Below are 13,699 nucleotides of genomic sequence, written 5' to 3'. Positions count from 1 at the left end.
GCCCACCACCCGGAGGAGCGGAATGGAGAAGCCCAGATGCGACTTGATCGCAAGACCAGTCGGGTTGTCGTAGCCGGGGTGGCTGCGGGCGCGACGGCGCTGGCCGTCGTGGCCGCGGTGACCAGTCCCGCGGCGGCCCAGCAGGCCACCGGCTCGATCCTGAGCGCCGCGCAGCCCATCGCGGGCAGCTACATCGTGGTGTTCAAGGACGGCGCCTCCGACGCGCCGACCACCAACGCCAAGGCGCTCGACCTCGCCCGCAAGCACGGCGGCAAGGTCAGCAACACCTACGTCGCCTCGCTGCGCGGCTTCGCGGTGAAGCTGGACGAGGCCGCCGCCAAGCGGCTCGCCGCCGACCCGTCGGTGGCCTACGTCCAGCAGGACGGCGTCGCCCGGATGTCGGACACGCAGACCAACCCGACCTGGGGTCTGGACCGCATCGACCAGACGAACCTGCCGCTGGACCAGAAGTACACCTACGCCAACACGGCCTCCAACGTGACCGCGTACATCCTGGACACCGGCATCTACAAGGCGCACACCGAGTTCGAGGGTCGCGCCAAGGACGGCTACGACTTCATCGACAACGACGCCGACGCCTCGGACTGCCAGGGCCACGGCACGCACGTGGCGGGCACCGTCGGCTCGAACACCTACGGCGTGGCCAAGAAGGTCAACCTGGTCGCGGTCCGCGTGCTCGACTGCTCCGGCAACGGCGCGTACTCGGTCATCATCAAGGGCATCGACTGGGTGGCGCAGAACGCCAAGAAGCCCGCTGTGGCCAACATGAGCCTCGGCGGCGGCGCGGACACCTCGGTCGACAACGCGATCAAGCGCGGCATCTCCGCAGGCGTGACCTTCGCCCTCGCGGCGGGCAACAACGCGGGCGACGCCTGCAACACCAGCCCGGCGCGCGTCCCCGAGGCGATCACCGTCGGCGCCAGCGACAACGCCGACAAGCGCTCCATCTGGACCGCGGGCTCGTTGGAGTCCAACTACGGCACCTGCCTGGACATCTTCGCCCCCGGCTCGGCCATCCTGTCCACCAAGAACGGTGGCAGCACGGCGACGATGAACGGCACCTCGATGGCCACCCCGCACGTGGCAGGCGCTGCCGCGCTCTACCTGTCGGCGAACCCCTCGGCCACCCCGGCCCAGGTCCGCGACGCGCTGGTGAACAACGCCACCTCCGGCAAGATCACCGACCTCAAGGGCTCGCCCAACAAGCTGCTCAACGTCAGCTTCATCGGCGGCGGCAACCCCGACCCCGAGCCGGGCACCTGCGACGCGGTCACCAACGGCGCCGACGTGTCCATCCCGGACACCAGCACCGCGGTGAACTCCCCGGTGACGGTGTCCAACTGCACCGGCAAGGCCTCGACCGGCACCAAGGTCAAGGTCGACATCAACCACACCTACACCGGTGACCTGGTCGTCGACCTGATCGGCCCGTCGGGCGCGACCTACAACCTGAAGAAGGCCCGTGGCGCCAGCTCCGCCGCAGGCATCCACGAGACCTTCACCGTCGACGCCTCCGCGGAGAACCGCAACGGGACCTGGAAGCTCCAGGTCACCGACGTGATGACCTACGACGTCGGCACCATCGACACCTGGACCCTGACCTTCTAAGGCGTTCCAGTGGCCGCCGGTCCCCGGCGGCAGCGCGAGACCCCGGGCACCCGGCGCGCGGTGCGACTCCAAGCGCCGGGTGCCCGGTCCATGAAGGGCGAACACCCTGTTCGGCCGTGCGCGCACGGCTGTCGACCATCGTGGAAGGACCTCCTCATCATGCAACGATCCACTCGCGGGCGCGTCGTGCTCGCGGCGTTCGGTGCCGCGGCTGTGGCCGCCGCCCTGGTGGCTGTGGCCACCCCGGCGACCGCCGCGGAAGCCGACTTCGTGCGGGCCAAGCAGCCCGCCGCGGGCAACAGCTTCATCGTCTCCCTGAAGCCGACCGCAGCCGCGTCCGCCGCCAGCATCCAGGCCGCCTCCAGCGCCCTGGTCCAGAAGTACGGCGGCAACCTGGACTACGTGTTCTCCAAGTCCATGCAGGGCTTCCAGGTGAAGGGCCTCAGCGACACCAAGGCCCGCCAGCTCGCCGCCGACCCCGCGGTCAAGAAGGTCTACCAGGACGGCACGGCCAAGGCGCTCGACGTCCAGGACAACCCCACCTGGGGCTTGGACCGAGTCGACCAGGCGAACCTGCCGCTGGACAAGAAGTACAACTACCCCAGCGGTGGCGCGTCGAACGTGACCGTCTACGTCACCGACACCGGCATCAAGACCGGGCTGGCCGACTTCGAGGGGCGCGCCTCCGTTGGCGCCGACTTCATCGAGGACGGCCAGAACGGCCAGGACTGCTCCGGGCACGGCACGCACGTGTCGGGCACCATCGGCTCCAAGACCTACGGCGTGGCCAAGAAGGTCAAGCTGGTCTCGGTCCGCATGCTCGGCACCAGCTGCACCGGCAACGGCCCGGACTCCGCCGGTGTCAAGGCCATCGAGTGGATCACCGCCAACGCGCAGAAGCCCGCGGTGGTCAACGCCTCGTGGACCTTCGACACCGCCGACCTCGGCAACGACGCGCTCGCGGGCATGGTCAACTCCGGTGTCCAGATGGCCGTCGCCTCGGGCAACAGCTCGACCGACGCCTGCTCCACCGGTCCCGCCAAGGTTGCCGCGCTGATCACCGTCAACGCGACCTCGTCGAACGACGCGCGTGCCTCGTTCTCGAACTACGGCACGTGCACCGACATCTTCGCCCCGGGTGACGGCATCACCTCGCTCGGCCTCAACGGCAGCGCCACCAACATGTCCGGCACCTCGATGGCCACCCCGCACGTCGCGGGCGTCGCGGCGCTGTACCTGTCGGCCAACCCGTCGGCCAGCCCGCAGGCGCTGCGCGACGCGCTGGTGAACAACGCCACCAGCGGCAAGGTCACCAACCCGGGCTCCGGCTCGCCGAACAAGCTGCTCTACAGCGGCTTCATCACCGGCGGCCCCGGCCCGGACCCGGACCCGACCTGCGGTCCGGGCACCAACGGCGACGACGTCACCATCCCCGACGGCGGCTCCGCGGTCTCCTCCTCGGTGACCATCGCCAACTGCACCGGCAAGGCGCCGACCACCACCTCGGTGAAGGTCGACATCAACCACACCTACACCGGTGACCTGAACGTCCTGCTGATCGGCCCGTCCGGCCAGGCCTACAGCCTGCAGCGCGCGGGTGGCGCCAGCTCCGCCACCGGCATCCACCAGACCTTCACGGTGGACGCCTCGGCGGAGAACCGCAACGGCACCTGGAAGCTGCAGGTGACCGACATCTACACCTACGACACGGGCAACATCGACACCTGGACCCTCACGGTCTAAGGCTGCCGTAGCCCTACAGCGAGAACCCCGGAGGCCCATACGGCTCCGGGGTTCTCGCTCGTGGTGGGGCAAGTAGCTCGGGACATGGCAAAGCAGCGGGGTTCAGGTGAACTCCCGCTGCGCCTGTGCCTTGCTATGAAGGGAAAGTGGGCAACGGCCGCCCCTCGCCTCCCAGCTGACGACCGTCGCGGATGGTCAGTCAGTTCGAGGGGCCGCCGCGGTTACCAGGTCCACCTGATGCCGTGGATGGCCGACTCCGAGCCCTGTACCGCCGTGTGGACGCCGCCGTAAGAGCCCGGCTCCAGCGTCTCCCGGTGCACCTCCGGCTCCTCCGCCGACTCCTGCGCGTACGCATAGCAGGACGTCGGCAGCGTCGACGGGTGGAAGTTCACCTCGGCCAGGTAGTCCCGGAACGCGCGGCGCGAGCCACGGGAGAAGCGGCTGGAACGGGCCTGCCCGAACCAGCGCACCTCGTACTCGAACACCGCGGTTTGCCCTGCTGACAACGAACGGTCGAACAGCACCTCCGCCACCGTGAAGCGGCTGGCGGTAACCGGGCGCACCCGGCCGACAGCGCAACCGGAGCCGGTGAGGATGGCGGGCAGGGCCCGGTCCGTCTCCTCGGCGCGGTGCAGCACGACCATCGACCGCAGGTGGTCCACTTCGGACCGGATGAGCATCCGGACCCTGGTGCGGACGTCGCGGCCGTTGTGGTCCAGGAAGTGCTGGTCGTGCACGCTCAGGTAGGTCAGTTCACCCGGCGCGGGCTCCGAGAGCTCGGAGAGCACCGGGGCGAGGCCGTTCGTGCTGTCCCACAACGACTCGTGCGGCCGCACGAGCCCGCCCCTGGCCACCCACCGCCCACGGGGCTTGCGGGGCCCCAGGAGGGCCACCAGGTACCCGTGCGGCAGCTTCAGCACCTCCTCGATGACCTCCACCGCCCGCAGCGACTCCGGTCGCTCGGGTCGGGTGCGGCCGCGGCGCCAGTAGCTGAGGGTGGACAGGCTGACCCGGATCCCCTCGTTGGCGAGCTTGCGCTGCAGGTGCTCCAGGCTCAGCCCGCTGCGCTCGATGGCGCCCGAGAGCACCGTCGGGAACGTCTCCAGCGGCACTGGGTCGCCGATGCGGAATGGCTGCATTGGTACCTCCCACGGAAAAAACGGCAAGGACGGCAGACCCCCGGGTGGGGGCCTGCCGTCCCTGGCCAGTCAGGTGATCAGCTGGGGATCCTTGCGGTGCCCGCGTTGAACGCACCGAAGCGGGTGACGGTCAGCGTGAACGTGGTCTTGCCGGTCTTCCCGTCGGCCGAGGTGGCCGTGATGGTGATCGGGTAGGTGCCGACCGGGGTCTGGAAGTTGGTGAAGAACCAGACGTTGCTGGTGCCGTTCTGGGCGATGGTCGCCGGGTTGAACGTGACCTGGGTGCCGGTCGGGGCGCCGGTCGCGGTCAGCCGCAGGCTGCCGGTCCCGCCGCTGGCCTTGACCGAGGTCTGCACGAGCTGGCCCGCCCAGCCGCTGCCCGAGGACGGGGTCGCGGTGACGGTGACGTCACCGGTCGGCGGCTCGGTGGTGCCCTCCACGGTCAGCGAGACCGAGGTGGTGGCCGTCTTGCCGTTGGCATCGGTGCCGGTGACGGTGATGTTCGAGGTGCCCGCCACCGCGGTGGACGACACGTCGAGGGTCAGCTTGGACGAACCACCAGCGGTGACCGAGGTCGGCTGGAAGACGGCCTTCACACCGGTCGGGACACCGGAGGCGGTCAGGTTGATGGTCTGGCCGCGGCTGCCACCGGCGGAGCTGATGGTGGTGGAGATGTACTTGCCCTTGGCCGCCTTCACGCTGCTCGGCGAGGCCGAGAGGGTGAAGTCACCGACGGGCGGCTCGCCGCCGCCGGTGATGGTCAGCGAGTACTTGCCCGAGGCCGTCTTGCCGCTGGAGGTGCTCGCGGTGATGGTGACCTCGTAGGTGCCGTTCGGCGCCGAGGCACTGGCGTCGAAGGTCAGCTTCGCCGAACCGCCGGTGGTCACCGAGGTCGGCTGGAAGACCGCCTGCACGCCGCTGGGCAGGCCGGAGGCCGACAGCGTCGCGTTCTCGGCACCGCCGGAACCCGCGGTGGTGTTGACGGTGGCGGACAGGTACTTGCCTGCGGCGACGGAGCCGCTGCTCGGGGTCACGCTGACGCCGAAGTCACCGGTCGGCGGGTCGACGGTGCCGACCTCCGACTTGACCCAGTCGCCCATCTCGTTGTCGAGGCGGCCGTAGACGCTGTACCACTTGAAGTCCGACCGGCTCCAGGACGCGACGCCGTAGATCTTGTTGTTGACGATCAGCGGGCCACCGCTGTCGCCGGGCAGGATGGTGATCCGGCCGTCGGAGTAGCCCGCGCAGATCATGTAAGCGGACTTGAACCCGGCGCCGACGCCCTGGCAGACGGAGTCGCCGTTGACGATCGGCAGGCTCGCCTTGTCCAGGGTGACGTCGGCGGAGTTGTCGTTGAAGTCCTTCTTGCCGTAGCCGAAGCCCTGGCCGGTCTTGCCGGGGGCAGCGCCACCCGCGTCGGCCGAGGTGGCGAACGCCGGGAACGCCGCACCACCCTTGAGCGCGATGTCCTTGTCCACGGTCACGACGGCGACGTCGTAGCCCTGGTCGAAGTTGACGTACTTCGGGTGCTTCTTGTAGCTGACCGCCTTGACGGCGAACCCGGACCCGGAGCCGTTGTTGTAGTCCTTGAGGTCGTCGAGGCCGTAGACGAACGACTTGTCGCCCGCGGCGTCGGCGCAGTGCGCGGCGATGAGGATCTTGCGGGGCGCGACGACGGTACCGGTGCAGGTCTGGCCCTGGGGACGAGTGCCACCTGCGCGGATGCCAGCGATGATGCCCGGGAACTCGCTCACGGTGGCGTCCGTGCCGCCAACGAACGAGGGGGTGGCATCGCCAATGTTGGCGGGGACGTTGTCACCCAGGTAGCTCGCGGCAGGGGCGTTCGCCGGGGCACCGGCGGTCGACTGCGCCGCGTTCGCGATGGTGGCGCCGAGCGGCACCAACACCGTGGCCGCGGCCAGAGCCATCAGACCCCAGGACCGTGGTGTTCGTTTCACGATGGTTCCTTTCCGGATCAGGAACGCTCGCCTCTAGGCAGGGACGGCGGCGGTTCGCTGCAGGTCACTTTCGAGTGACGCCCGGTGAGGAACAATCAGGGTCGGTATCCGTAGGGGTACGGAACTTTATCCGTACCTGCGGAAACAGGTGCTGGAGATGGGGGTCGGGTGGACTCGACGGCGGCCACCAGGCTGCGGATGAGCAGGCAGCGGGCTCGGGACACCGGGATCGAGATCGCCCTGCGCAAGGCCTTGCACGCCCGTGGCCTGCGCTACCGGGTGCACCAGCGGCCGGTACGCACGGTGCGTAGAGAAGCGGATGTCGTCTTCCCGCGCGCCAGGGTCGCCGTCTTCGTCGACGGCTGCTTCTGGCACGGCTGCCCCGAGCACGCCACGTGGCCCAAGCGCAACGCGGCGTTCTGGCGCGACAAGATCGAGACCAACCGGCGCCGCGACCGCGACACCGACGACCGGCTCGCCGAGGCGGGCTGGCTGGTGGTGCGGGTCTGGGAGCACGAGGACCCGGCTGCCGCCGCAGACCGGGTCCGCGCGGAGGTGCTGGCCCGGCGGTGATCAGGTCGCGCTGTCGCGGCGCAGGGCCGTGCGGACCTCGTCGTACCAGCCGACCAGACCGCGCTCGGTGGTGATGCCGCCGCGCAGGGTGAGGTACTGGTGCAGGCGGTGACCCGTGAGCGCGGCCGGGTCGGCGAACTCGCGGCGCTCGACGGCCTCGTACCCGGCAAGCCGCTCGGCGTGGTGCGCGCGGTGCCGCTCGACCTCGGCCAGCACCGCCGCCGGGTCGCCGAAGGAGGCGCCGCGGATCTTCACTGCCAAGTCGTCGCGCGGGTGGGTGGGTTGCGCGGGCTCGGCCAGCCACCGCGCCAGCTCGACCCGCCCGGCGTCGGTGACGGTGTAGACCTTCTTGTCCGGCCGCCCGGTCTGCGCGACGTGCTCGGCGGCCACCCAACCGCCGTCGGCCATCCGGTTGAGCACCCGGTAGATCTGCTGGTGGGTCGCCTGCCAGAAGTCGCCGCCGTAGCGGTCGAAGCCCCTGGCCAGTTCGTAGCCGGTACCGGCCCGTTCGCTCAACGCGACCAGGATCGCGTGCTCCAACGCCATGTACTGGACAGTAGGTAAGCGCTTTCCGGCACGACAACGAGACGCGTGTCTCAGAGGGTCGCCAGGAATCCCGCGACGGCGTCGTTGAACTCCTCCGGCCGCTCCAGGTTGGGCAGGTGCGCGGCGCCGCGGATCTCCACCACGTGCGTCGCCGGGATGAGCTTCACCTCGTCTAGCGGGGTGTAGACGTCCTCGCTGCCGACTACGACCAGAGTGGGCACAGGGTGTGCGCGCAGTGATTCGCGGTAGTCAGGCCTATCTGCCCGTCCACGCTGCGCGGCGGCCGCACCTTCCGGTGGCGCTGACAGCATCATCTTGAGCACGTGCTCCGCGGCCGCGTCGTTGCCGGGGGAGACCATCTTCCATAGAACCTCGCGCGCGTAAGGCTCCATCCCTTCGCGACTCAACCGGTCGGCCATGTCCAGGCGGTCCTGCCGCGAGTCGGGCGTCTCGGCGCGGGCCGTCGTGTCGGCGAGGATCAGCGCCCGCACGCGCTCGGGGTACCGCCGGTGGAACTCCATGGCGACCTGGCCGCCCATGGACAGTCCGCAGAGGACCACCTCACCCGGCGCGATCGCGGCGAGGTCGTCGGCGAAGGCGCTCATCGGGGTCACGCCACGCGCCGGTTCCGCCGCGCCGTACCCGCGCAGGTCGGGGGCGACGGCGTCGAACCGGGCCAGTTGGGGGTGCCACATCGTGTGGTCGAACGGGTGGCCGTGGACGAGCAGCAGCATGGGGCCTCCTTGTCCCCGCCACCGTATCCGGGGCACTATATCGGAGCAATGAAAACAATGCCCTCGGAGCAATGATGGACTTCCGCACGGTCGCCGACCGGATCGCCCGCGACATCACCAGCGGCAAGCTCGGCGCGGGCACCCGCCTGCCCACCCAACGCCGCTTCGCCCGCGACCACGGCATCGCGGTCTCCACGGCGTCCCGCGTGTACGCCGAACTCGTCCGACGCGGGCTGGTTATCGGCGAGGTCGGCCGGGGCACTTACGTCCGCGCGGCACCCTCGGTGGCGGAATCGACCCTGGCCGAACCCAGCGGCGCCCCGGTCGACCTGGAGCTGAACTTCCCGGTCCTGCCGGAACACACCGCCGTGATCGCCGAAAGCCTGCGCGCGGTGCTGCGCCCCGACGTCTTCGCCGAAGCACTGCGGGCGGTTGGTGTCGCTGGGACTCCGGTGGCGCGGGCCGCTGCCGCTTCCTTGCTCGCCCGCGGCGGGTGGTCACCGCAGCCGGAGGACATCCTCTTCGCGGGCAACGGACGTCAGGCGATCGCGGGCGCTATCGCGGCTTTGGTCGCACCGGGGGAGCGACTCGGGGTGGAGGACATGACTTACGCGGTGGTCAAGGGCATTGCCGCCCGCCTCGGTGTCGTCCTTGTTCCACTTGAGACAGATGGCGAAGGCGTTACCCCGTCGGCATTGTCTGCGGCGGGGTCGCTGAGCGCAGTCTACTTGCAACCGACCCTGCACAACCCGCTCGGCATCTCGATGGGTCCTGAGCGTCGACTGGCGATCGCGGACCTCTTGTGCTTCAAGGACATCCCACTGATCGAGGACGCCATCTACAGCTTCCTCCACGACGACCCTCCACTGTGGCCACTCGTGCCCCGCGCGGTCCTCGTCGACAGCCTGTCCAAGCGCATCGCCCCCGGCCTGAGCCTCGGCTTCGCCGTGACCTCCCCACCCCTGCGCCCCGCCGTCCTGACCGCCATCCGCTCCGGCAGCTGGTCCCCCCAACACGTCGCCATGACCGCCATGACCACCTGGACCACCGACGGCACCGCCACCCGCCTCCGCACCGACAAACGCGCCGACGCCCAAACCCGCCAAGCCCTCCTGTCCCACCACCTAGCAGGCTTCGCCATCCAATCGGACCCCCGCTCCTACCACGCCTGGTGGCACCTCCCACCCCACTGGCGCCCCGACACCTTCATAGCCACCGCTGCCCGCGCAGGCATCTCCCTAACCCCCGCCGCCTCCTTCGCCGTCCCTCCCACCACACCCCCACAAGCCATCCGCCTAGCTCTGGCCTCCCCACCCCTCCCCACCCTGGCCGCCGCCCTATCCCACCTGGCCACCCTCGCCCAAACCCCCGAACCCCCCACCGACTAACACTTCCCACCCCCACCCCCCAACCAACCCGATTCGCCTAACCACCCCTTCCTCCCACCCCCTTACGGCCCCCGCCCCACCAAACCCAGCCAACTCTCGCCCCCGCGCCCCACCACCCCGAGCGCATCGCCCCTCCACGCCCCACCACCTCCCGCACCCAACGCATCCCCGCGCCCCACCCGGCCCGGTCCCATGGCCCCTCCACACCCCACCAAGTCCCCACGCCCAATCCCAGCCCACCACCTGAAACTGGCCAAGCCCCAACGACGTTGGCCTCCCCTCGCTCCACCCGAGTCGCTGGTGCCAGGCCGGCTCGATGGGGTGGACTTGTTTGTGTGGGGGAGGACCACCCGTAGCGTCGTCAGGGGCAGGGGAGGGCCGCTCTGTGGCCCCCTGCTTTTAGCCCTTCCCAGGGTGGTTCAGGGGCCCCGCACAAAATGAGTTCGCCCCATCGAGCTTCGCTCGAAACTCGCGCCTCACTGCAATGCCGAAGGCGAGCCGTCTACCGCAGCGCAGCGGAGGCCCGAGACCCGGACTTCCCCCAGCTCAACGCACTGCCGCCCACGGCCGCCAAGATCAACCCGCCTCAAAGTCCCCCGAATACACAGCCTACCTAGGGGACGCAACGGCTGGAGAGGCTGAAAGTAGGCCCTGTGGACAACTCAACCCCTTGTGGACAACTCACACCCCCCAGAGCAACCCACAAAAGCCATAGCAATTCCCCTACCCAGCCACCAACCGCAATGCCTCAATCAACACCGGCCCAGGAATCCGTACCTGCAGATCCGGTGCCGCGTGCAGCAGCAGATCCGGCGGCCCCCCAGCCTGATCCGCCAGCCGGTCGATCAGGATCGCGATCTCCACCCCGCTGAACTTCTGCCAGTGCTGCGGCCAGTCCGGCGGCACCGCGTCCTCCGTGACGAACGCGTCCACCACCCGATCCCGCAGCACCAGCCGAGTCCGTGGCGGCCGGTCCGGATCAGCGGGCAACACCAACGTCGCCGCGAGGACCGCGATCACGGCTTCCCGGTATTCGATCTGTCCCGTGTGGGCGAGTTGCAGCACGGCTTCGGCTTCCGAGCGGGGGGCGGGCCAGCCGAGGGCGACGGGGGAGGGGCGGTAGTGGGGGTTGGGTTGGAACTCGGCGATCACCCCGCCCCAGGCGTCGACGGGGTAGCGGCCGACCACGGACCAGTCGGGGTTGTCGGGGGCGGTGTGCGAGGGGTCGATGACCTCGACCCAGCCGCCGGGGTGGCCGAGGGCGTGGGAGCGCATGTCGGCGGTGATCGGTGGGGACCAGCGGGGGCGGTAGCGCGGGTTGGGGACGAACTCGTCGGTGAGCTCGCCGTTGTCGTCCACCAGGTACCGGCCCGCGACCTGCCCGTCCTCGGCGGTGACCGGCAGCCAACTGTTCGGCGCTGACTTGGCCTCCGCCCGCACGGCAGCGGTGATCGGCGGTCGGTGCGGTGTCGACATCGGTCGGCCACACTCCTCGGCTGGTGACGGTTCCTCACGACTACCTCGCAGGGTACGAGAACCAGGTGCCTGACATGCGACGACAAGGTCGGCGCCGCGCGGACCGCGTTCCGGGCCCGCGCACCCTCGTGACCAGCCCGAATGGCATGCACTCAATCAAGCCCGACGCGACCGGCACCCCCTCGGACCGGATCACCGACCCCGCGACCGCGGCGCACAATGCCACCGATCGGGTGACCGCCCGCCGCCCGGCGCCAGGGCAACCTCCCCGGTGCCAGGACGTCTCGGCACGGGGGATCTCGGCGCTGGGGAGGGCTTGGATGCGGGTCCGTTGGTTGTTGGCCGTGTTGTCGCTGGTTGCCGCCACCGTGGGCGTGCCGGTGGTGTTGCTCGCCGGGATGTCCGCCGGGTGGTACCTCGGGGTGATCGGGCTCGGCGTGGGGGCGCTGGTGTGCACCTCGACCACCCCGCGCCGCTGGCCGTGGGCGGCGGTCCTGGGCACGAGCTTCCCCGCGGCGGCGATGGTCGCGGTGGCGGTGGTCTCGTTGCGGGACCCGGATCGCGGTCAGCCCGAGCCGGATCGGCTGGCGATCATCGGCGAGGCGGTCGGGCTGCTCGCGGTGGCGTGGGCACTGGCGCGGGTCGCCGCGTACCTGGTCACCCGCGAGCCACCCGCGTGGATGGAGGTGGCGCCCGCGCGGCGTGGGCGGGCGCGGTTGCTGGTCCAACCGGACCGGCTGGTGCTCGATCGGCTGCCCGCACCACCCGTCGGCACGAACACCGCGCACCTGGCGATCCCCTGTGAGCGACTGGAGTTGGTCCAACCCGGTGAACTCGCGCACCCGATCACCTGGTCGTTGCCCAACGGCAGCGCGGTCGACGTGCCCGCCGGTCCGGTGCTGCGCGTCGAGGGCGCGGGGCAGCGGTGGCTCGTGCCGGTGACCGATCCGCGGACCGTCGCGCGGGTCGTCAAATCCCGCAGCGGTGCGAGGTCCTGGACCCCGCACGCGCTGTGCTCCGTGATCGCGGTCGGTCTGGTGCTCACGGGTCTTGGCGTCTGGCGCGCGGTGGATCACCAGCGTGCCGCGGTGCTCCCGGTGCTGTTCGCGGTGGGTCTGGCGGCTGGGATCCGGTTGACAGCGCGGCCCAGGCGGGGGGTGCGCGATGCCGCCGAGCACCCCGTGTGGCCGTTCCCCACAGGTGGGGCCGGTGCCGACGACGTGCCCGGCCGCACCACGCACAGTCCACAGTAGACACAGTGTGTGACTACATTTACGAAACAATAGGCAACACGCGCGGAAGGGCGTTTCGCTGTCGTCACGGCGCTTGGCATGCGGGATCATCTGCGCCATGACCGGTCGGGACGGCGAAGACACCAACTCTTGGCCACTCGGGGAACTGCTGCGCCGTGCGCGCGACGATAAGGGCTGGTCGCAGGAGGACGCGGCGCAGAAGGCCCGGTTCTCGCGCACCTCGTGGCAGCAGTTGGAGAGCGGGCGGCGCGCCGACCGCAAGCCGTTCCGCCCCAAGGCGGACACGGTGATCAACGCCGCGCTCGCCGTGGACCTCGAACCCAGCGAGGCGCTGCGGCTGGCCAACCTGGACCCGACCAAGTACGAGCCAGCCCGCGCGGGTCGGCCGACGGCGACGGTCACCGAGGTCCGCGAGTTGGTCATGCGGCTGACCGAGGAGCAGCGCCAGGCGGTGGTCAACCTGATCCGGTCGTTCACCGAGCCGATCCCGTCGAACTCGCCCACCACCGCCGAGGCGTACCGGCACAACAACGTGCTGAACTCCAAGAAGCGCGGCAAGGGCGACTACTAGCGCTACCGCCGAACGGGTGGCGTTCGCACACCGTTCCTCCCCACTTGCTCCACCCGATCCCGCCGGTTCTCCCGGCAGGGTTGGGGTTGTCCTGCCCGTCGGGGGTGGGCGACGAGGGGGAGTGCCATGGGCGCGGTCGTTCTGGGGGCTGTCGCGGCGGTGTTGGTGGGTGTCCTGCCCGCAGGGGCGGACCCGGGGGTGAGCATCAGCTTCGACGGTGCGGCGGGTGCCTTCCCGGTCAACGGGTACAGCGACACCTGGGAGACACCGGACCAGGAGGTCCGGATCTGGGAGCACGACAACGTCATCAAGTTCGACGGTGACAAGTACCGCGGCCCGGGCCAGGGCTGGACCTGGTTGGCCATCGAGCTCTCCGGTGCTGACGGGGCGCCGCTGTCGCCGGGCACCTACACCGGCGTGACCAACCGGTACCAGCACCCGGAGAACACCGGCATCGTGGTGATCAGGGACGGCCTCGCGTGCGGGCTCGACGTCGCCGAGTTCACCATCACCACCCTGGAGCGCGACCCGGACACCGGCAGGCTCACCGCGTTCGACGCCGAGATCACCCAGCGGTGCGGTTCGCCGACCGCGCCGGTCTTCACCGCCACGCTGCACCTGGCGTCCTGATCGCACCGGAGCGCGGCGCATAGGTCTAGACCAAAGAGGTCAGTGGTCGCTAGCCTGCC

At 70.0% G+C, this 13,699-nt stretch carries 12 protein-coding genes; 7 read left to right on the top strand and 5 right to left on the bottom strand.

Annotated elements, in window-relative coordinates; translation table 11 throughout:
• Nucleotides 1-36 precede the first annotated feature (36 nt).
• Both LV79_RS01995 and LV79_RS01990 read left to right on the top strand, forming a co-directional pair.
• Nucleotides 37-1,629, top strand: a complete 1,593-nt coding sequence (locus LV79_RS01995) for a S8 family peptidase (RefSeq protein WP_253831468.1) — start codon at nt 37-39, stop codon at nt 1,627-1,629.
• Nucleotides 1,630-1,788: 159 nt separating this feature from the next.
• Nucleotides 1,789-3,372, top strand: a complete 1,584-nt coding sequence (locus LV79_RS01990; RefSeq protein ID WP_253831467.1) for a S8 family serine peptidase — start codon at nt 1,789-1,791, stop codon at nt 3,370-3,372.
• Between the two features lie 221 nt (nt 3,373-3,593).
• Here the strand turns inward: LV79_RS01990 and LV79_RS01985 are convergent, their stop codons facing one another.
• Both LV79_RS01985 and LV79_RS01980 read right to left on the bottom strand, forming a co-directional pair.
• Entirely contained in the window at nt 3,594-4,511 is a 918-nt protein-coding gene (locus LV79_RS01985; RefSeq protein WP_253831466.1) for a helix-turn-helix domain-containing protein, read from the bottom strand.
• Between the two features lie 77 nt (nt 4,512-4,588).
• Nucleotides 4,589-6,469: a trypsin-like serine protease gene (locus tag LV79_RS01980; protein ID WP_253831465.1), complete on the bottom strand. Its 1,881-nt coding sequence runs from the start codon at nt 6,467-6,469 to the stop codon at nt 4,589-4,591.
• A gap of 168 nt (nt 6,470-6,637) precedes the next feature.
• On the opposite strand from LV79_RS01980, the gene LV79_RS01975 reads away from it, so the two are divergent.
• A complete protein-coding gene (locus LV79_RS01975) occupies nt 6,638-7,042 on the top strand; it encodes a very short patch repair endonuclease (protein ID WP_285469860.1) in 405 nt (134 codons plus the stop codon).
• Here LV79_RS01975 and LV79_RS01970 read toward each other — a convergent pair whose 3' ends face one another.
• Both LV79_RS01970 and LV79_RS01965 read right to left on the bottom strand, forming a co-directional pair.
• Nucleotides 7,043-7,588 (bottom strand): PadR family transcriptional regulator, encoded by a 546-nt coding sequence (locus LV79_RS01970; protein ID WP_253831464.1) that lies wholly within the window; start codon nt 7,586-7,588, stop codon nt 7,043-7,045.
• Between the two features lie 50 nt (nt 7,589-7,638).
• Complete coding sequence (locus tag LV79_RS01965) at nt 7,639-8,322, bottom strand: alpha/beta fold hydrolase (protein ID WP_253831463.1); 684 nt, start codon at nt 8,320-8,322, stop codon at nt 7,639-7,641.
• A 74-nt stretch (nt 8,323-8,396) separates the two neighbouring features.
• Between LV79_RS01965 and LV79_RS01960 the strand changes: the two genes are divergently transcribed.
• On the top strand, nt 8,397-9,710 hold the full coding sequence (locus LV79_RS01960; protein ID WP_253831462.1) for an aminotransferase-like domain-containing protein: 1,314 nt from the start codon (nt 8,397-8,399) through the stop codon (nt 9,708-9,710).
• Nucleotides 9,711-10,433: 723 nt separating this feature from the next.
• On the opposite strand, the gene LV79_RS01955 is transcribed toward LV79_RS01960, so the two are convergent.
• Nucleotides 10,434-11,186, bottom strand: a complete 753-nt coding sequence (locus LV79_RS01955; RefSeq protein ID WP_253831461.1) for a type VII secretion system-associated protein — start codon at nt 11,184-11,186, stop codon at nt 10,434-10,436.
• 320 nt (nt 11,187-11,506) lie between these two features.
• On the opposite strand from LV79_RS01955, the gene LV79_RS01950 reads away from it, so the two are divergent.
• From LV79_RS01950 to LV79_RS01940, 3 genes are all read left to right on the top strand, one after another.
• Nucleotides 11,507-12,439 (top strand): hypothetical protein, encoded by a 933-nt coding sequence (locus LV79_RS01950; protein ID WP_253831460.1) that lies wholly within the window; start codon nt 11,507-11,509, stop codon nt 12,437-12,439.
• Nucleotides 12,440-12,536: 97 nt separating this feature from the next.
• On the top strand, nt 12,537-13,010 hold the full coding sequence (locus LV79_RS01945; RefSeq protein WP_253831459.1) for a helix-turn-helix domain-containing protein: 474 nt from the start codon (nt 12,537-12,539) through the stop codon (nt 13,008-13,010).
• 126 nt (nt 13,011-13,136) lie between these two features.
• Complete coding sequence (locus LV79_RS01940) at nt 13,137-13,640, top strand: hypothetical protein (RefSeq protein ID WP_253831458.1); 504 nt, start codon at nt 13,137-13,139, stop codon at nt 13,638-13,640.
• Nucleotides 13,641-13,699: the final 59 nt, after the last annotated feature.

This window comes from Actinokineospora globicatena (assembly GCF_024171945.1).
GTDB lineage: Bacteria > Actinomycetota > Actinomycetes > Mycobacteriales > Pseudonocardiaceae > Actinokineospora > Actinokineospora globicatena.
This window is presented reverse-complemented; position numbering and strand designations above follow the sequence as displayed.